The organism is Roseateles sp. P5_E11 (assembly GCF_054049355.1).
On the sequence record NZ_JBFUMO010000014.1, the window covers coordinates 1 to 17,135 of the forward strand.

A 17,135-nucleotide genomic window follows, 5' to 3' on the forward strand; every position below is an offset into this window, starting at 1 on the left:
GTCAGCACGGCCAGACGCTCGAAGGCGTCCTGCCGCTGCAGCAGCGGTGCGTCGTCCCACGGCAATTCATCGATGACCCAGGCCTTGACCCATTGGGTGATGGCTTGCCAGCGCTGCGGGCTCAGTGCCTCGTGATCGAAGGCCTGTCGGCATGCGCCCAGATAGGCGGCCAGGGCCACGCCCAGGTCGTCCTCGGCGCGGCCCGGTGCGAGCTGGTTGCGGTAGTGCTGCAGGCAGTGCGTCACCAGGCCAGCCTGGGCACCGGTGCCGAGCATTTCGCTGAGCGCCGCAGCTGCGCCCGTGGGCTCGGCGACGCGGGAGGGCAGGCGCCAGCGCGTGGCGCCGAGCTCGGAAGCCGCATCGGCCTGCGGCGCGTGCGCAAACCGGGACTGCTCCAGGGCCTGGGCCAGACGATGGCCGAGGGCGGATTGCCAGGGGTTGGGTGAAGCGGAAGTGGTCATGGCAGTGCGAGGGCTGTAGGCCGGTGGGAACGCGCAAGGGCGCGCCGGGTCTGGCGCAGGCGTTCGCGGCGGCTGAGGGTCTGGACGGCCGACCAGGTCGTTGCGTCCAGGGCGTGGTAATCGGAAGGCTGGCCTTCGTAGAGCGCGCGGCTGCGAGGCGTGAAGCCCAATGCCTCCAGGCAGACGCGGGCACCGCGGTTTTCAGGGTGGCAGATGCCCCAGACCGTGTGCAGTGCCAGCGTCTCGAAGGCATGGCGCAGCAGCACCTCGCCGCCGCTGAGGCTCAGGCCACTGCCCCAGTGTTCGGGCCTGAGACGGCTGCCGAGTTCAGCGTCGCCAGGCCGGATACCCAGCTGCACGGTGTCAGGGCTTGCCTGCATGGGCATGAGGCTGAACCAGCCGGCGAACTGTTCGTTGGCAGCGCTCAGCGGCACGGCGCAACGCCAGATGCCCAGGCCAGGATGGCGGCGATAGAARCCTGCCAGGCAGGCCGCGAATTCCGCGGCCCAACGTGCCTCGTGCAGGGGCTGTTCATCGGGCAGCAGCTCGCGCACCCGCGGGTCGGCATGCAGGCCCTGGATGTCGGCCGCATCGCTCGCGACGAACTCGCGCAGCAACAGCTTGTCGCAGCGATGGGAGAAGGCCGTCATGCTTCGCGATCCAGCTTGGCGTCGGCTTGCGGCCAGCGCGCCAGCAGATTGATGCCGCCCGCCGTGACGCCCAGCATCCAGCGCTCGCCGGCATGGTCGAGCAGCACCACACGCTCACGCGCACCAACGGGCAGGGCGCGCACGAAGCGCAGGGCCTCACCGTCATCCGCCGGGCTGCGGCCACTGAAGCCCTGCAGGCGCCGCCAGCCGCGGATCAGCACCCAGGCCAGCAGCAGCACGAAGGCCAGGGCGGCCACGGTGCTGGCGAGGTTGAGCATCAGGTTCTGCATGGCATCAATCGTCTTGGGCGGAAACGACGCGCGAGTCCACGTCGGGGTGGCGCGTCAGGTCTTCGCCGGGCGCGGGTCGCGCGCGCGGCGGCTCGGCGGGCACCTCGTCGCGCCGATGCGGGTCGGCGCGGGCGGCCTCCCACTTGAGCTGCTCGCGCACGCCCTCGGCCCAGACGATGACCTCGGCCAGCACGTCGAACAGGTCGGGCGGGATGACTTCGCCCTCCTCGCAGCGCGCCAGCAGCTCGCGCGCCAGCGGCACGTTGCGCACGATGGGCACGCCGGCGTCCTCGGCAGCCTCGCGCATGGCGCGGGCGACGTGATCCTCGCCCTTGGCGCTGACGGTGGGCACGGGGCAGCGGCCGGGCTCGAAGTCGATGGCGATGGCCACATGCGTCGGGTTGACGACCAGGGCATTGGCGCCGCGCGCCGCCGCCTGCTGGTTGCGCTGGCTCCATTCGGCATGGGCCTGCTTGCGCTGCTGCTTGAGATGCGGGTCGCCTTCGCTCTCCTTCATCTCCTGCTTGATGTCGCGCATGCTCATGCGCAGCTTCTTGGTGAAGCGGTGCCGGGTCCACATCGTGTCGAGGAAGGCCACGCCGGCAAACACGCCCACCGTCCAGGCCAGGGTCTTGACCGTGCCCTCCCAGACCAGGCCGCCGAGATGCTGGGGCGGTCTGTCGGTGCCCGAGGCCAGCCGCATCGCGTCGGGCAGCAGCAGCCGCGCCACCGCCCAGCCTATGCCCAGCAGCAGCGCCGTCTTCAGGATGCCCTTGATCAGCTCCACGAGGTTGTCCATCGAGAACATGCGCTTCAACCCTTCGGCCGGGTTCAGGTGTTCGAGCTTGGGCGCCACCTTCTCGAAGGCCAGCACCGGCCCGGCCTGCAGGAACTCGATCAGCGTGCCCAGGACCGCCACGGGGATGACGAGCAGGGCCACCAGCAACAGCGACAGTTCGACGCTCTGCCAGCCCAGCAGGGCGGCGACATGGCCGAAGCCTTCCTCGCGCCAGCCGGCCGACACGCGCGCGAACAAGGCCTCGCACAGGGCTGCAATCCGCTCGCAGGCCATGCGCATGCATAACGCGCCCATCACCAGCCAGACGAGCAGCGTCGCCGTGCTCGTCAGCTCCTTGCCCTTGGCGATATCGCCCTTCTTGCGGGCATCCAGCAGGCGCTTGGCGGTGGGTTGTTCGGTCTTGTCGCCGCTGTCGTCGGCCATGGGTCCCTAACACCTATTTCTAGGGGGTGCAAACGGGGTTTGTGAAAACTTGTTTTCAGCACCGTGACCAGACCTACTTCTAGGGGGCCTTTCACCCCGCTTCGCACAGGGTGGTTGGCACGGCGCGACCGAACGATGCCCGGTCTCAGATTGCGACGGTGCAGCAGTTGTTTCCACGCGTAAACGTGGGGGGCAGCCTCTTGCATACAAAGGAGCAATGTCTACGGGTCAGTCAGTTACTTCTGCTTGCAATGGTCAACAAGCCGGCAAGGCTTGCCCCCATAGTCCGCCCGGTCCAAAAAGCAGGGAAGACAAGTGTTCGGACTCCAACGGATCTGCCAGGTCATGGCGACCGGTGCGTTAGGTGCGGCCCCGCTGATGGGGGCATTCGCCGCCGCGCCGAACTGCCCCTCCCCTTCCGCCGAGGCGTTGCTGGATGCCGCACCGGCCGCAGGCGCCAGCGGCTTCGCGCTGACCGAAAGGCTGTGCCTGGCCACCCTAGTCAGGAGCCGCTCGGCGCCGGTCGAAGTGCCCGAGCCCGAAGTGCCGGCTGCCGAGGTGCCGCCCCTTGCTCCCGTGGCGCTGCCGCCGGCCCCCGCCGTGATCCGCCCGGCACCGATCCGTGACGCCGCCGCGCAGGCACGCATCCGCGCCCTGGCGCCGCTGATGGCCGAAGTGGCCCAGCGCCACGACATCGACCCCCTGCTGCTGCATGCCCTGGCCCACATCGAGTCGCGCCACCAGAGCCAGGCCATCTCGGCGGCCGGTGCGCGTGGGTTGATGCAGGTCATGCCCGCCACCGGCCGTGGCCTGGGTGTGGCCGAGGCGGAGCGCGCGCTGCTGAGCCCCGAGACCAACCTCGAAGCCTCGGCCAGGTACCTGAAGCAGCTGCAGGCCCGCTTCGGCAACGACCTGCGCCTGGTGCTGGCCGCCTACAACGCCGGCGAGGGTGCCGTCGAGCGCCACGGCCGGCGCGTGCCGCCTTTTGCCGAGACCCAGGCCTATGTGCGCAATGTGATGGCCGTCTACACCGAGTTGCGCCGTCGCTTMGGAGTTCAGGCATGAGTGCCGTGAAACGGCCCGACGGCCTCTCGGGCTACTTCGCCGCGGCCGACCAGCCGCGCGAAGGGCTGATCGCCCGCTTCAGCGACCTCTTCCTGGTTGCCGGCATCGTCGCCATCGTCGCCCTGATGGTGCTGCCACTGCCACTGTGGCTGATCGACCTGCTGGTGGCCGTCAACATAGCCTCGGGGCTGGTGCTGATCCTGATCGCCGTCTACGTGGCCGGTCCACTGGAGTTCTCGGTCTTCCCCAGCGTGCTGCTGATGACGACGCTGTTCCGGCTGGCCCTGTCCATCGCCACCACGCGGCTCATCCTGCTGCATGCCGACGGCGGCCACATCATCGCCACCTTCGGCAAGCTGGTGGCGGGCGGCAACCTGGTGGTGGGCCTGGTGGTCTTCCTCATCATCACGGTGGTGCAGTTCATCGTCATCGCCAAGGGCGCCGAGCGCGTGGCCGAAGTGGCGGCGCGCTTCTCGCTGGATGCCATGCCGGGCAAGCAGCTGTCCATCGATTCCGACCTGCGCTCCGGCCTCATCGACAAGGACGAAGCCAAGCGCCGCCGCCGCACGCTGGAGCTGGAAAGCAAGCTGCACGGCAGCCTCGACGGCGCGATGAAGTTCGTCAAGGGCGACGCCATCGCCGGCATCATCATCATCCTCATCAACCTGCTCGGCGGCCTGGCCATCGGCGTGCTGCAGCAGGACCTCAGCATGGGGGACGCGGTGCACCGCTACTCCATCCTGTCCATCGGCGAGGGCATGGTGGCGCAGATCCCGGCCCTGCTCGGTGCGATGGCCGCGGGCCTGCTGGTGACGCGCACCAACGACGACGAGAACGACCGCCACCTCGGCGACGCCATCCGCAAGCAGCTCGGTGCCAAGCCACGCGTGCACCTGATGGCCGCCGGCATCTGCCTGCTGCTGGCCACCGTGCCGGGCTTTCCGCCGCTGGTGTTCGGCCTGCTGGCCGTCGTGTTCGGCGCGGCTGGCATGCTGCTGATGCCCAAGGGCCGCGACTGGCTGACCCGGCGCATGCCCCAGCTCAGCCCGCGGCGCGGCAAACCCGAGGCCGGCGCTTTCAAGACGGCGCAGCTTCGCGTGCGACCCTCCGTGCCGCTGCTGCTGGAACTGCCGCAATCCATGCTCGGTGACGGTGGCCTGGCGGTGACGCGCGCCATCGAGGCGATGCTGGACGAGCTGCAGCTCGACCAGGGCCTGCCGCTGCCGCGCGTGGCCCTGCACGGCCGCCTCGGCCGCGAGGGCTGGCGCCTGCTCGCGCATGAGGTGCCACTGTCCGAAGGCGGCCAGGCCGGTGACGCCGCGGCCCTGGCCGAGCAGGTGCGCCAGGCCCTGCGCCGCAACGCCTCGCTGTTCATCGGCATCCAGGAAACCAGCGAGCTGCTGACCCGCGCCCAGGCCGAACTCGCCGATGTGGTCAAGGAAGTGCTGCGCGCGCTGCCGGTTCAGAAGGTCACCGAGGTGCTGCGCCGCCTCGTGTCAGAGGAAGTCTCGATCCGCAACCTGCGCGACATCCTGGAAGCGCTGGCCGATGCCAGCCAGCGCGAGAAGGACGTGCAGGCCCTGACGGAGATGACGCGCATCGCGCTGCGTCGCCAGACCCACCACCGCATCTGCCCCAGCGGCGAGCTGCAGGCGCTGATGCTGTCGCCCGAGCTGGAGGCGCTGCTGCGCCAGAACCTGCATGTCAGCGGCGGCGCTACCCAGCTCGCCATCTCACCCGACGTGGCGCGCCAGCTCGCCGCCGATGTGCAGGCCCAGGTCGAGGCGCTGCGACCGCAGGCCCTGGTCTGCGCCGTCGACCTGCGCTGGCACCTGCGCAAGCTCATCGAGACCGAGTGCTTCGACACCCCCGTGCTGTCCTTCCACGAACTGCTGCCGACGCTGCGGCTCACGCCGCTGCACCACCTGCCCCCGCCGGGGTCCAGTCCCAACGCTTCAATTCAGGCGCCTTCCCCACAGGCAGCACTGCTCGCCGCATGACCTCAAACCTCAAGATCGCCGCAGCCACCACGCTGCTGCTGGCCCAAGCCCTGCCGCTATCAGCGGCGCCGCTGCCCGAAGGGCTGCGCGCCGTCAAGCTCGAGGCGCGCGACCAACCCATCGAGCAGTTCCTGCAGGGCCTGTTCTCGGGCAGCGACATCCCCGTCGTCGCCAGCGGCGTGCAGGGCCAGGTCAATGGCCGCTTCGAGGGCACGCCGGCCAAGCTGCTGCGCGACCTGAGCCGCGCCTACAACCTGCTGAGCTATTACGACGGCGGCGTGCTCTACATCGCACCGGCCAGCGACACCCAGACGCGCAGCTACCTGCTCACGCCCGCTGCCGCCTCGCAGGTGCAGCGCGCCGCACAGGCCCTGCAGCTGCCCGATACGCGCAACACGCTGAAGTTCAGCGACGACGGCGCCCTGCTCGCCGTGGGCGCCAAGCGCTTCGTGCAGCAGGTCGACGAGCTGGTGCGCCAGGTGCGCCCCGGCACGACGGCGGTGGCCAWGAAGTCCTGGGCGCCGCAGCAACAGCAACCGCTGCCCGACTACCGCATCTTCTACCTGCGCTATGCCTGGGCCCAGGACGTGCCGATGAGCTTCGGCGGCCAGCAGACCACCTTGCCCGGCGTGGCCAGCATCCTGCGCTCGCTGGTCGGCCAGCCCAGCAAGGCCCGCGTCATCCCGGCCGCCGACCCCACCCGCGCCCAGGGCAGCCAGCGCGCGCGGGGCGGCGCGATGCGCGGTGCGGGCAACACCACGACGCTCGGCCTCGTCGACGACGCCGCGCCCGGCATGCGCGGCACCGACACCCTCGTCGCGGCCCTCACCCAGGTCGGCTACGGCCAGCCCGGTCAGGACACCGCCGAGCCGGCGGCGCCGCCCGACTTCGCGCCGCGCATCGAGGCCGACCCGCGCCTGAACGCCGTCATCGTGCGCGACCTGCCCGAGCGGCTGGAGCGTTATGCCGCCCTCATCAAGTCGCTGGACGTCGAGCCCCAGTCGCTGGAGATCGAGGCCACCATCATCGACATCAACACCGACCGCATGCGCGAGCTCGGCATCAACTGGCGCTACAACCACGGCCTGTCCAGCCTGATGTTCGGCAACGGCACGGCCAGCGACAACCGCCTCAACGGCCAGGTCGATCCGACGCCCACCAACAAGGGCGGCGTCATCTCCGCCGTCATCGGCGACCGCTTCCCCTTCGTGGCCCGCATCACGGCCCTGCAGAGCGACGGTGCGGCCAAGGTCGTCAGCAGCCCGCAGGTCGTCACGCTGTCCAACGTCGAGGCGGTGTTCGACAACAGCTCGACCTATTACGTGCGCGTCGCCGGCCGCGAGGACGTCGACCTCTTCAACGTCACCGCCGGCACGCGGCTGCGCGTCACGCCCCATGTGTTCAAGGAAGGTGACGAGCCGGCCCGCATCAAGCTGCTGGTGCAGATCGAGGATGGCGGCCTGACCGGCCAGAGCGTGGACAACCTGCCCATCGTCGAGCGCTCGGGCATCAACACCCAGGCCCTGATCTCCGAAGGCGAAAGCCTGCTGATCGGCGGCATGGTGCGCGACAGCTCGACGGCCGGCGTCGACAAGGTGCCGGTGTTGGGCGACATCCCGCTGCTGGGCAACCTCTTCAAGACCCAGCGCAAGGGCGGCCAACGCATCGAGCGCATGTTCCTCATCACGCCACGCCTGGCCAGCAGCAAGGCCGCGGCCGACGTGATGGAAAGAGCCCGCCAACCGCTCGCCAATCCGGCCAGCCCGGCCAGTCCGGCCGCGCCCACCGGGCCGACCGGCAGCGAAGGTGCTGCGCAGCAGGAGTGATGCCATGAAGTCCCATCTCCCCGCCTCGATGCTCGAACTGCGCGTGCTGGCCGGCCGCCAGCTCGGCGCGCGTGCCCGGCTGGACGCGCAGCACGACCTGCTCGTCTGCGGCCTGAACTCGGCCAACCAGGCCGACACCCAGTTCGCCGACATCCTGCTCGCCAGCGAGATCGACTTCCAGCTGCGCGTGATCCCGTCCGGTGCCGGCCGCGTCAGCCTGCAGCTCGTCTCCGGGCATGCCGTGCTGGCCGAGCGGGCCCTGATGCCCGGCACCGCCATCCACGCCTGGGCGCCGGGCCAGCCGCTGCAGCTGGGTGATGCGCTGGTGGCTTATGGCCCGGCCGACCAGGACTACTGGCCCGAGCCGGTGCTGCATGACGGCCCCGAGCTGCCCGCCAGCGAGCGCGCTCAAGGCATGCGCGCACCCACTGCCGCGCCGCGCGCCCGCCCCGTGCTCGAAGGTGTGCTGACGGCGCTGGGCCTGGTCATGGTCATCGGTGGCGCGTCGTTGGCCTGGCGTGGCGGCACGCTGCGCGAAGCCGGCCAGGTCGTGGCCAAGGTCGTACCGCCTGCCCAGGCGGCCACCGCTGCAACTGCGCCCGACCTGCTGGCCAGTGCGGTCGAGGTCTTCCGCCTGTACGGCATCGCCGCGCAGGCGGCCTGGTCGCCCGAAGGCGAGCTGGTGCTGCGCACGCAGGAGCGCGACGCCACCCGGGTGCAGGCCGCCGCCGCCGCGGCCAAGCGCGACATCGCCCACCTGCCGGCGCTGCGTATCGACAACCGGCCGCCGGTGGCCGCGGCCGCTGCGCCCGCTCCGGCGCCCGACGATCCGGCCAAGCGCCTCGTGGCCGTCGTTGACAACGCCGACAGCCCCTACTTCATCACCGCCGACGGCAGCCGCTACTTCAGCGGCGCCCTGCTGCCCAGCGGGCACCGCGTCGTGCAGATCGCCGAGCGCGCCGTCATCGTCGAGCGCGATGGCCAGCAAACGCGGCTGACCCTCTGACCCCTGTTTCGCCCACTTTCCCCAACCCTCCCACAAGGAGACTCCCATGTCCAACGCACTTCTCAACACCCTCGCCGCCGCACCCGTAAACGGTTCCACGGGTGGCAAGACCAACGGCGGCGGCTCCTGGTTCGAAGCCATGGCCGATGCCTGGGGCAAAGCCCTGGACAAGCAGGCCGGCGACATCGAGACGGCCTCCAACGCGATGAACAACGGTGGCGACACGCCCTCCGCCGTGACCGAGTTGACCGCCATGTCGCTGAAGATGAGCTTCCTGGCCAGCAGCTCGCACACCGCCGTCTCGACGGTCGGTTCCGCCCTCGAAACGATGGCGCGCAAGCAGTGACACCCGGCCTCGCCATCGCCCCCCCGGTGGCCGACGTCCAGCTCGGCGCAGGGGCTTCGCTGTCCAGCCTTGGCCAGGTCGCGCCGACGGCCGACGTGGCGGGCTTCGAGCGCGCCATGGCGAGCGCGGTGCAGCGCCTGGGCCCGGCCGAGTCGCCCGCCCAGGCCATGCAGCGTCTCGTCCAGCCGCTGGACCACATCAACGCCGAAGCGTCGTCGCTGGGGCGCGACGCCCGCCTGGCGGCGGCTTCGGGCCAGGAACTGACGCCGGGCGAACTCGTCAACCTGACGGTGCGCTGCCAGGAGTTCATGTTCCATTGCCAGCTGACCTCGAACATTGCCAATCGCACGTCCGAAGGCTTGCAACAGCTCTTTAGGCAACAGTCGTGATGAAACCACTTCGAAGCCTTTGCGCACTTGCGCTGACTGCCCTGCTCGCCGCTTGCGGCGAGCAGGCCCTCTACGCGAAGCTCGACGAGCGCCAGGCCAATGACATGGTCTCGGCGCTGCGACTGGCCGGCGTGCCGGCGCAGAAGAACGCACGCGAGGACGGCTTCGAGGTGCTCACCGGCGAGGCCGACTTCGCCCGCGCCGTGCAGATCCTCAAGGCGCAAGGCCTGCCTCGCGAGGACTACGACAGCCTGGGCAAGGTCTTCAAGCGCGAGGGCTTTGTGTCGACGCCGGTCGAGGAGCGCGCGCGCCTTATGCATGCGCTGTCGCAGGAGTTGTCGCACACGCTGACCAGCATCGACGGCGTGCTGCAGGCCCGCGTGACGCTGGTGGTGCCGGAGCGCCACCCGCTGTCCGACAAGGTCCAGCCCTCGTCGGCCTCCGTGATGATCAAGCACCGCCCCGGTTTCAATGTCGAGGCGTTGCTGCCCAAGGTGCGCGCCCTGGTGGTCAACAGCGTCGAAGGCCTGCCGTATGAAAGCGTCTCGGTCGTCGCCTTCGCGGCCGAGCCCACGCCTGTGGCCCCGCCCATGCCCGAAAGCCAGGCCACGGTGCCACTGGTGCTGGCCGTCGCGCTGGGCTCGGCCAGCCTGGGTGCTGCGGGCTGGCTGGGTTGGCGCCGCCGTCGGGCTCAGAACCAGCTCGCGCTGGAAGGAGGCGGCCATGACTGAACGCCAGCTGCGCGCGCACGTCGCACGCCGCCTGCTCGAAGACGCGCCGGTGGAGGCCCGCACGCTGAGCTGGGCCCAGCTCGACGCAGCCCCCGCCTGGCTGGCGCTGGAGCGCGATGAGCTGCTGGCGCTGGCCCGGCGCTGCGGCTCCGTGCTCGCCGCGCCCGCGCTGCGGCTGTGGATTGCCGGGCCGCTGCGGGAGCTGGCGCGCACCGCGCTGGGCGCGCCCTGGTGGCGGGCGCTACGCAGTGCGCAGGACTGGCCGGCCCTGCCCGCCGGGCTGCCGGCCAGCCTGAGCGACTGGCCCGACGTCACGACGCCGGAGGCCTTGAGCCAGCGCTTCACCGAGGCCGGCGCCGCGGTGCTGCTGGCCGGCCTGCCGCATGGCTCGCTGCGCCATGCGGCCAGCCGCCGGCTCGGGCCGGTCGCGGCCTGGGTGATGCCGCAGGCCACGGCCCTGGCGGTGTTGCGTGAAACGCTGGCCTTGCAAGCAAGGGTCATTCAATGAACAACTTCATGCTCTGGCATCGCGACCCCCAGGCCAGGTTGGGCATCGCCTCGGACCGGCGCGTGCTGCGTGCCGCCGAGGTGCCGGCCTTGCAGGATGCGCAGCAGCTGCTCGATGCCTTGCGCGAGCTGCTGGAGCAGGAGCAGTCGCGCATCGACGCCGCCCGCGAGTGCGCGCACGCCGAGGGATTGAAGCAAGGCCTGGCCCAGGCCGAGGCCGAGTCGCGCGCGCACCGAGCCGACACGCTGGCTCGACTCACCTGCGCTCACGAGGACGAACGCCTGCGACTGCAGCGCGAAGTGGCCGGCCTGGCACTGGACATCTTTCAGAAGCTGCTCGGCCAAGTGCCCGCCGAAGAGCGCCTCGCCCGCCTGGCCGCACAGGCCGCGCGCGAGCTGCTGCCGGCGCGCACCTGGCGGCTGCAGGTGCACCCCAGCCAGCTGCCCAACCTGCACGACGCGCTGCAGGCTGCCGACCCCGAGAACAAGACCGGCTTGGCGCAGGCCGAGATCGTGGCCGACGCCGAACTCGTCGAAACCGACTGCCGCCTGGTCACGGAGTTCGGCAGCGCCGATGCGGGCGTGGCGACGCAAGTGCGAAGGCTGGCCCGCGCCTGGGGGCTCAAGCCATGACGCTGAGCCTGGACGTCGAGGTCGGCACCGACACGCTGCGCCGCAGCCTGCAGCGCACCCGCACCGTCGCCACGCTGGGGAGAGTCGTGCAGGCGGGCGGCACGCTGATGCGCGCCACCGGTGTGCAGGCGCGCGTCGGCCAGAGCTGCCGCGTCTTCGATCCCTCGCGCCCGCAGGACGAGGGCCTGCTGGCCGAGGTCATCGGCTTCCAGGGCCACGAGGCCATGCTCGCGCCACTGGGCTCGTTGCAGGGCCTGCCGGTCGGCGCCGCCGTCGAGGTGCTGCACGAAGCCGCGCAGCTGCCCAGCGGCCCGGGGTTGCTGGGTCGCGTCATCGACGCCTTTGGCCAGCCGCTGGACGGCGGGCCCCCGCTCGACCTGCTGCCACGCGTGCCGCTGTATCGCGACGCGCCCTCGCCGCTGCAGCGCCGCCCGGTGCATGAGCCGCTGGTGTGCGGCGTGCGCGCCATCGACGCGCTGCTGACGGTTGGCGAAGGCCAGCGCGTGGGCATCTTCGCGATGGCCGGCGGCGGCAAATCGACGCTGCTGGGCATGCTGGCGCGCAGCACACGGGCCGAGGTCAACGTCATCGGCATGATCGGCGAACGCGGCCGCGAGGTGCGCGAGTTCCTGGAGGACAGCCTCGGCCCCGAAGGCCTGGCGCGCTCGGTCGTCGTCGTCTCCACCTCGGACCGACCGGCACTGGAGCGGGTGCGCGCCGCCTACGCGGCCACGGCGATTGCCGAGGGCTTTCGCGCCCAGGGCTCACGCGTCGTGCTGATGATGGACTCGGTGACCCGCTTCGCGCGCGGCCTGCGCGAGATCGGGCTGGCTGCCAACGAGCCGGCCGTGCGGCGCGGCTATCCGCCCTCGGTGTTTGCCGAGCTGCCGCGGCTGTTCGAGCGCGCCGGCAACGACGCCCACGGCACCATCACCGCGTTCTACACGGTGCTGGCCGAAGACGAGGACGGCAACGACCCGGTCGCTGAAGAAGTGCGCTCCATCCTCGACGGCCATCTGGTGCTGTCGCGTGCGCTGGCCCAGGCTCAGCATTACCCGGCCATCGACGTGCTGGCCAGCGCCAGCCGCGTCTTCACCCGCGTGACCCAGCCCGAGCAGCAGCGCGACGCCGCCCATCTGCGTGCGCTGATGGCGCGGCACAAGGAGGTCGAGTTCCTGCTGCGGGTGGGCGAATACCAGGCCGGCAGCGACCCGCTGGCCGACCAGGCCATCGAGCGCATGCCGCAGATCAAGGCCCTGCTGCAGCAGGCCACGCACGAACCCAGCGACTGGGACGGCTGCCTGCAGCATCTGCGGGAGATCGTGTCGTGAACCAGCTTTCCGACATCGAGGCACGCCAATGGCTGCGCCTGCGCCAGCTGCGCGTGCAGCGGGCACGCCTGGCGCTGGCGCAGGCGCAGGCCGAAGAGCGCCAGGCCGTCGCCGCGGTCGAGGACCGCGAGGCCCGCATCGAGCAGGGCCGCAGGCTGATCGTCGAGCTGGCGTTTCACTGGGGCGGCGCCGGCAGTGCCGACATGCCGCGCTGGGTACACCAGGTGCAGGCCCACGGCGAGGCGTTGGCCGAGCGGCTGGAGCGCGATGAATACGCCTTGCTCGACGAGCGCGAGACGCTGGGACAAGCCCAGGCGGAAGTGCAACGACGCCGTGCCGAGCTCGCCCGTGCCCAGGCCCGCGAAGACGCCGTAGACGCGACGCTGAAGGACCAGCGCCGCCAGGCCAGCCAAGCCCGCGAGCAGCAGGCCGAGCTGGAAACCGAAGACGCCTGCCGGACGCTGCATTGACATGAAGCTGCTGCCCATCCTGCTGCCCCTGGTCGCGATGCCGCTGCGCGCGCGATCCGCCATGGCGACGCCGGAGGCCCTGCCACCTCAGGACGCCCACCGCGACGCCGGCGATGAGCCCGACTGGCGCAACGCCTACCTGCGCCTGCGTGAGCAGGACCCGTCCGAGCCCGAGCCCGTGCTGCCCATCGCGCCGGCGATGGCGCGAACCCCACGCGATCAGGCACCCGAGATGACGGAGGTCCGCAGCGTGTCGGCCACGCCCACCACGGAACGTCTCGAAGCGATGCGGCAACTCGGCGAAGCTGCCCCGTCGGCAAATCCGCAGGCGCGTGCCTGGCAAGTCGAGTTGCCCGCGGTGGCCGGCCCGGCCTGGCAGCTGCGCGTCGAGCAAGCCCAGCCGCTGGCGCCATTGAACCTGGAGCTGCGCGTGCCGCAAGTCGCCCAGGCCCAGGCCCGGCAGCAATTGAGCGACCTGGACAAGCGACTGCGCGATGCCGGGCATGATGTGCTGAGGTCGCGCCTGCGCGACGGCGCACGAACGGACAAGCGGCGCCGGCCTGCCGACGAGGTGGAATCATGAGCGCAGTGCCGGGCCGCCCCAAGCAAGCTCGCTCCCGCTTGGCGGGACAGGCCGAAGGCCGAAGGGTGCACCAATGACCAGCATCACCGCCATCCAGGCCCTGTCGCCGGCCGAGACTTGGGAGGCGTGGCAGGCCTTGATGCAGGCCTCCCTGGGTGAGGCCGAAGGCGCGGGCAGCGTGGAAGCCGGCCAGCCCCATCTGCAGCCGCAGCCGACAGAGGCGGCCCAGCCGCTGAGCGCGCTGAACCTGTCGGGCGAGGCCAGCCCGTTGCTACAGACCCCTCATGCGCATCACGCGCATCAGGTCCAGCACGCCCATGAACCCCAACCCGCAACGGCCGCGGTGCCGCAGCCGCTGGCCGCTCCCGACGTACCGACGGTGGCTGCGATGCCCGCAACGCAGGCATCGCAGGACAAGCCGGCCACACCATCACCGGTGCATTCACCATCGGCCGGGTTGCTCGGCGATACACCGATGGCCGCCACGCGGCTTGCCGATGCGGGTGCGACCGTGCTGCCGATGGCGCCGGTGCTGATGGCGCCGCTGACACTGCAGAACGGCCCCGAGCTGCGCTGGCGCGCGCAGGATGCCGCCAGCTGGCGGCAGCTGTTCGATGACGCAGGTCGCGATGCGCCGGACGAACAGGAGCCGCCGGTGCTGCCGACGCCTGAAGCCATCGAGCTCGAGGCCATGCCGCCGTGGGCGCTGCTGCTGTTGGCCCGGCTGCGCGAGGCGACCCTCGCGCCCCCCGCCGCGGCGGCTTTGCGCCCGGCCCTGCAGGCCTGGCGTCTGGGCCTGCCGGTGCTGCTGGCCAGCCCAGCCGGCCTGGCCAGCCTGCAAGCCAGTCGCGATGCCACCACCTGGCAATGGCGGCGCTGGCCGGCGCGTTGGCGCACGGCCCGTCCGGCCACGATCGAGCGCTGGTGGACGGTGCGCCTGGCGCTGGGCCCCCAGGGCCGCCCGCGCACGCTGCGCGACCTGGCCGGAGGTGCGGTGCCCGCGCCGGGCCAGGTCAGCTGCGAGCTGCGCCTGGACGACGTCGCGCCAGGCATCGCCCAATGGACCGAGGTGCTGGTGCAGGCCCCCGCCAGCGCCAGCCTGCGAGCGCTGCTTGCCGCGCGGCCTTCGATCCCCTGGCTGTTGTGCAACCAGGCCCTGTGGCCTCGGGAAACGCCATGAGCGCCGCCCGGCCGTCCGAAGGCGCGCAGCTCCCGCTTGGCGGGACCGCGCGCAGCGCGAAGGGTGCCTCAGTGCGCCGCGTCGACGCCGATCTGCTGCACGCCCTGGGCGAACTGGGCGAGGCCCTGGCCATCCTCGATGGCGACTTCCTCGTCGCGCTCAACGCGCCCATGCAGGCTCTGCTGCCGGGCGAAGTCGGCGGCCTGGCCGAGGACTGGGCGCAGCCCCTGCACGGCTTGGCCAGCGCGCTGGTGGCGCCGCTGGGCGTGCGCACGCGCTGCGGCGTCAGCGGCGAGTACGTGGCCCAGCGCGTGGCCCTGGATGCTCGCCATGTGCTGCTGCGCCTGGACGACGAGCGCGAACGCCTGCATCACCTGCAGCGCCAGCTCGACGACCGCGAGGGCCTGCTGTTCACATCGCGCTCGCTGACGGTCAGCGAGATGGGCAGCGTGCTGGCGCATGAGCTGAACCAGCCCATCGGCGCCACCGCCAACCTGTTGCGCGGCCTGAAGCTGCGCCTGGCCCGCCGCCATCCGGATGACACTGACGAGCTGGCCGCGCTGGACAAGGCGGTGCAGCAGGTCACGTATGCCAGCCAGATCATCGGCCGGGTGCGCGAGTACACGCAGTCACGCCAACCCAAGACCGAGAGGCTGGACCTCGTCGAGCTCGTGCACCAAAGCCTGGGCCTGCTCGACTGGGACCTGCAGCGCGAGGCCGTGCGCCTGGTGCTGCGTCTGCCGATGCAGCCCGTGCCGGTGCAAGGCGACGCCGTCATGTTGCAGCAGGTGCTGATCAACCTGCTGCGCAATGCGCTGGACGCGCTGCGCCTGGACCGGCCGGCCGAGCCGCTGATCGACATCGAGCTGGTCGTCGACGGTGCCCGCGCCGAGCTGCGCGTGGCCGACAACGGCCCCGGCATCACGCCGCAGACTGAAGCCCGGCTGTTCGTGCCCTTCAGCTCCACCAAGCCCAACGGCATGGGCCTGGGGCTGTCCATCTGCCGCTCGCTGATCGAGATGCACCAGGGCCGGCTCTGGTTCACGCGCCGCGACGCCGGCGGCTGCTGCTTTCACTTCGCTCTGCCGGTGACGGCGGCGGCGACCCCACCCACTCTGGAGAGGACGACATGACCCCTCGGCAAATCTACGTGGTGGATGACAACCACGAGTTCCGTGACTCGCTGCGTTTCTGGCTCGAAGGCTTCGGCTGCCAGGTGCGCGACTGGGGCGACCCGCGCGATGCGCTGCAGTCCCTGGCCCGCGTGGCCGTGGGCACGACCTGGCCCGAGTCCACCTGCCTGATGCTGGACGTGCGCATGCCCGAGCTGTCGGGGCTGGACCTGCACGACGCACTGCGCGAGCGCGGCATCCACCTGCCCGTCATCTACATGAGCGGCCATGCCGACGTGCCGCTGGCCGTGGCCGCGATGCAAAAGCGCGGTGCCGTCTCGCTGCTGGAGAAGCCGCTGGACGACGTGGCGCTGAGTGCGGCCCTGGACCGCGCCTTTGCGCCGACGGATGTGGACAGCGGCATCGACACCGAAGTGGAAGGCTCGCGCGAGGAGTTCGAGCGCCGCTCTCAGACGCTGTCGCCGCGCGAGCGCCAGGTGCTGTCCCTCGTCGTCAAGGGCCTGATGAACAAGAACATCGCCGACGAGATCAAGCTGTCGCTGAAGAGCGTGGAGCTGTACCGCTCGCGCGGCATGCGCAAGATGAAGGCGCGTTCGGTCACCGAGCTGACCMGCATCATGGTGAGTCGCCGAGCATGAGCTTCATTCCCCAAGCACTGACGCAGGCGTCGAGCTGGCACTACCTGTGCGGCCAGGCGCGGCTGTGCATCAGCGCCGATGATTTCGAGACGGGCGATCTGGTGTCCTGCGCCGCAGAGGCCGCCGTCGTGCTGGATCTGGCGGGCGAACTGCTGGACGCCCTGGCGGCCGCGGGCCTCGTGTCTGCCGCGGATTGGCAATGGGTGGCGCAGTCGGGCGCCATCAGCGTGAGCGGCGCCCAGGCCAGCTGGCGGGGCGCCGAGGTGCAGGCGCAGCTGTCGCTGCCCTGGACGGCGTTGCGCGCGCTGGGCGAAGCACCCGAAGTGCCCGGCCTGCAATGGCACGCAACCGCGGCCGAATGCGTGCTCGCGCAGTGGCGGCTGGGCGACGCGGAACTGGCCGCGCTGGAGCCGGGCGGACTGCTGTTGCTGGAAGCGCCGGTCTCTCACCGGCTGCGCGCACGGGCTGAGCCCACGGGTGAAGCGCCGTGGCAGCTGGTGGCGCGCTGGGAGCAGCCGCTGCCGCTGGAGGTCGTGATGGGCTGGAGCGATGCGCTGCCTGCGGTGCCCGTGCACTGCCAGCTCATCGACGCCTCGCGGCCCGAGGTGGCGCGGGCCCGCGGCCGCCTCATCCCCTGGGGCACCGGCCAGGCCTTGCGCATCGATTCCCTCTGA

At 71.0% G+C, this 17,135-nt stretch carries 20 protein-coding genes; 16 read left to right on the forward strand and 4 right to left on the reverse strand.

Features of this window, described 5'->3' with window-relative positions:
- The 4 genes from ACXJKR_RS02280 to ACXJKR_RS02295 form a co-directional block, all read right to left on the reverse strand.
- The coding region (locus ACXJKR_RS02280) for a hypothetical protein (protein ID WP_457320387.1) at positions 1–461 on the reverse strand (461 nt) is incomplete at its 3' end.
- Positions 458–1,111, reverse strand: coding sequence for a GNAT family N-acetyltransferase (locus ACXJKR_RS02285; protein ID WP_457320389.1), 654 nt, complete (start codon positions 1,109–1,111; stop codon positions 458–460). The genes ACXJKR_RS02280 and ACXJKR_RS02285, both read right to left, overlap by 4 nt.
- Positions 1,108–1,401, reverse strand: a complete 294-nt coding sequence (locus ACXJKR_RS02290) for a flagellar biosynthetic protein FliO (RefSeq protein WP_457320391.1) — start codon at positions 1,399–1,401, stop codon at positions 1,108–1,110. Before ACXJKR_RS02290 ends, ACXJKR_RS02285 begins: the two co-directional genes overlap by 4 nt.
- A gap of 4 nt (positions 1,402–1,405) precedes the next feature.
- Positions 1,406–2,623: an EscU/YscU/HrcU family type III secretion system export apparatus switch protein gene (locus ACXJKR_RS02295; protein ID WP_457320392.1), complete on the reverse strand. Its 1,218-nt coding sequence runs from the start codon at positions 2,621–2,623 to the stop codon at positions 1,406–1,408.
- Positions 2,624–2,938: 315 nt separating this feature from the next.
- Here ACXJKR_RS02295 and ACXJKR_RS02300 point away from each other — a divergent pair, with 315 nt between their 5' ends.
- The 16 genes from ACXJKR_RS02300 to ACXJKR_RS02375 all read left to right on the forward strand — a co-directional run bounded on the left by ACXJKR_RS02300 (position 2,939) and on the right by ACXJKR_RS02375 (position 17,135).
- Positions 2,939–3,688: a lytic transglycosylase domain-containing protein gene (locus ACXJKR_RS02300; protein ID WP_457320394.1), complete on the forward strand. Its 750-nt coding sequence runs from the start codon at positions 2,939–2,941 to the stop codon at positions 3,686–3,688.
- Positions 3,685–5,688, forward strand: a complete 2,004-nt coding sequence (locus tag ACXJKR_RS02305) for an FHIPEP family type III secretion protein (RefSeq protein WP_457320396.1) — start codon at positions 3,685–3,687, stop codon at positions 5,686–5,688. The genes ACXJKR_RS02300 and ACXJKR_RS02305 overlap by 4 nt, the downstream gene beginning before the upstream one ends.
- On the forward strand, positions 5,685–7,514 hold the full coding sequence (gene sctC, locus ACXJKR_RS02310; RefSeq protein WP_457320398.1) for a type III secretion system outer membrane ring subunit SctC: 1,830 nt from the start codon (positions 5,685–5,687) through the stop codon (positions 7,512–7,514). Before ACXJKR_RS02305 ends, sctC begins: the two co-directional genes overlap by 4 nt.
- A 4-nt stretch (positions 7,515–7,518) precedes the next feature.
- Positions 7,519–8,520 (forward strand): SctD/MshK family protein, encoded by a 1,002-nt coding sequence (locus ACXJKR_RS02315; protein ID WP_457320400.1) that lies wholly within the window; start codon positions 7,519–7,521, stop codon positions 8,518–8,520.
- A 46-nt stretch (positions 8,521–8,566) separates the two neighbouring features.
- A complete protein-coding gene (locus ACXJKR_RS02320) occupies positions 8,567–8,866 on the forward strand; it encodes a hypothetical protein (RefSeq protein ID WP_056201148.1) in 300 nt (99 codons plus the stop codon).
- Positions 8,863–9,255: a hypothetical protein gene (locus tag ACXJKR_RS02325; RefSeq protein WP_056201151.1), complete on the forward strand. Its 393-nt coding sequence runs from the start codon at positions 8,863–8,865 to the stop codon at positions 9,253–9,255. The genes ACXJKR_RS02320 and ACXJKR_RS02325 overlap by 4 nt, the downstream gene beginning before the upstream one ends.
- The gene (sctJ, locus tag ACXJKR_RS02330; protein ID WP_457320402.1) at positions 9,255–9,986 is read left to right on the forward strand and encodes a type III secretion system inner membrane ring lipoprotein SctJ; all 732 of its coding nucleotides are present in this window, start codon (positions 9,255–9,257) and stop codon (positions 9,984–9,986) included. Before ACXJKR_RS02325 ends, sctJ begins: the two co-directional genes overlap by 1 nt.
- Positions 9,979–10,494, forward strand: a complete 516-nt coding sequence (locus ACXJKR_RS02335; protein WP_056201161.1) for a hypothetical protein — start codon at positions 9,979–9,981, stop codon at positions 10,492–10,494. Before sctJ ends, ACXJKR_RS02335 begins: the two co-directional genes overlap by 8 nt.
- An 8-nt stretch (positions 10,495–10,502) precedes the next feature.
- On the forward strand, positions 10,503–11,126 hold the full coding sequence (locus ACXJKR_RS02340) for a FliH/SctL family protein (protein ID WP_457320404.1): 624 nt from the start codon (positions 10,503–10,505) through the stop codon (positions 11,124–11,126).
- Positions 11,123–12,457 (forward strand): FliI/YscN family ATPase, encoded by a 1,335-nt coding sequence (locus ACXJKR_RS02345; protein WP_457320406.1) that lies wholly within the window; start codon positions 11,123–11,125, stop codon positions 12,455–12,457. The genes ACXJKR_RS02340 and ACXJKR_RS02345 overlap by 4 nt, the downstream gene beginning before the upstream one ends.
- Entirely contained in the window at positions 12,454–12,927 is a 474-nt protein-coding gene (locus ACXJKR_RS02350; protein ID WP_056201170.1) for a hypothetical protein, read from the forward strand. The genes ACXJKR_RS02345 and ACXJKR_RS02350 overlap by 4 nt, the downstream gene beginning before the upstream one ends.
- A 1-nt stretch (position 12,928) precedes the next feature.
- Positions 12,929–13,510: a hypothetical protein gene (locus tag ACXJKR_RS02355; protein WP_457320408.1), complete on the forward strand. Its 582-nt coding sequence runs from the start codon at positions 12,929–12,931 to the stop codon at positions 13,508–13,510.
- A 73-nt stretch (positions 13,511–13,583) separates the two neighbouring features.
- Entirely contained in the window at positions 13,584–14,690 is a 1,107-nt protein-coding gene (locus ACXJKR_RS02360; RefSeq protein ID WP_457320410.1) for a hypothetical protein, read from the forward strand.
- Positions 14,687–15,823, forward strand: coding sequence for a sensor histidine kinase (locus ACXJKR_RS02365; RefSeq protein ID WP_457320412.1), 1,137 nt, complete (start codon positions 14,687–14,689; stop codon positions 15,821–15,823). Before ACXJKR_RS02360 ends, ACXJKR_RS02365 begins: the two co-directional genes overlap by 4 nt.
- A complete protein-coding gene (locus ACXJKR_RS02370) occupies positions 15,820–16,461 on the forward strand; it encodes a response regulator transcription factor (protein WP_457320414.1) in 642 nt (213 codons plus the stop codon). The genes ACXJKR_RS02365 and ACXJKR_RS02370 overlap by 4 nt, the downstream gene beginning before the upstream one ends.
- Positions 16,458–17,135, forward strand: coding sequence for a hypothetical protein (locus ACXJKR_RS02375; RefSeq protein ID WP_457320416.1), 678 nt, complete (start codon positions 16,458–16,460; stop codon positions 17,133–17,135). The genes ACXJKR_RS02370 and ACXJKR_RS02375 overlap by 4 nt, the downstream gene beginning before the upstream one ends.

What these genes read in the sequence shown, in the direction of transcription:
- ACXJKR_RS02290 (WP_457320391.1), bottom strand. Translation starts at nt 1,401, where the DNA reads ATGCAGAACCTGATGCTCAACCTCGCCAGCACCGTGGCCGCCCTGGCC.
- ACXJKR_RS02295 (WP_457320392.1), bottom strand. Translation starts at nt 2,623, where the DNA reads ATGGCCGACGACAGCGGCGACAAGACCGAACAACCCACCGCCAAGCGC.
- ACXJKR_RS02305 (WP_457320396.1), top strand. Translation starts at nt 3,685, where the DNA reads ATGAGTGCCGTGAAACGGCCCGACGGCCTCTCGGGCTACTTCGCCGCG.
- ACXJKR_RS02315 (WP_457320400.1), top strand. Translation starts at nt 7,519, where the DNA reads ATGAAGTCCCATCTCCCCGCCTCGATGCTCGAACTGCGCGTGCTGGCC.
- ACXJKR_RS02320 (WP_056201148.1), top strand. Translation starts at nt 8,567, where the DNA reads ATGTCCAACGCACTTCTCAACACCCTCGCCGCCGCACCCGTAAACGGT.
- sctJ (WP_457320402.1), top strand. Translation starts at nt 9,255, where the DNA reads ATGAAACCACTTCGAAGCCTTTGCGCACTTGCGCTGACTGCCCTGCTC.
- ACXJKR_RS02335 (WP_056201161.1), top strand. Translation starts at nt 9,979, where the DNA reads ATGACTGAACGCCAGCTGCGCGCGCACGTCGCACGCCGCCTGCTCGAA.
- ACXJKR_RS02340 (WP_457320404.1), top strand. Translation starts at nt 10,503, where the DNA reads ATGCTCTGGCATCGCGACCCCCAGGCCAGGTTGGGCATCGCCTCGGAC.
- ACXJKR_RS02345 (WP_457320406.1), top strand. Translation starts at nt 11,123, where the DNA reads ATGACGCTGAGCCTGGACGTCGAGGTCGGCACCGACACGCTGCGCCGC.
- ACXJKR_RS02355 (WP_457320408.1), top strand. Translation starts at nt 12,929, where the DNA reads ATGAAGCTGCTGCCCATCCTGCTGCCCCTGGTCGCGATGCCGCTGCGC.
- ACXJKR_RS02360 (WP_457320410.1), top strand. Translation starts at nt 13,584, where the DNA reads ATGACCAGCATCACCGCCATCCAGGCCCTGTCGCCGGCCGAGACTTGG.
- ACXJKR_RS02365 (WP_457320412.1), top strand. Translation starts at nt 14,687, where the DNA reads ATGAGCGCCGCCCGGCCGTCCGAAGGCGCGCAGCTCCCGCTTGGCGGG.
- ACXJKR_RS02375 (WP_457320416.1), top strand. Translation starts at nt 16,458, where the DNA reads ATGAGCTTCATTCCCCAAGCACTGACGCAGGCGTCGAGCTGGCACTAC.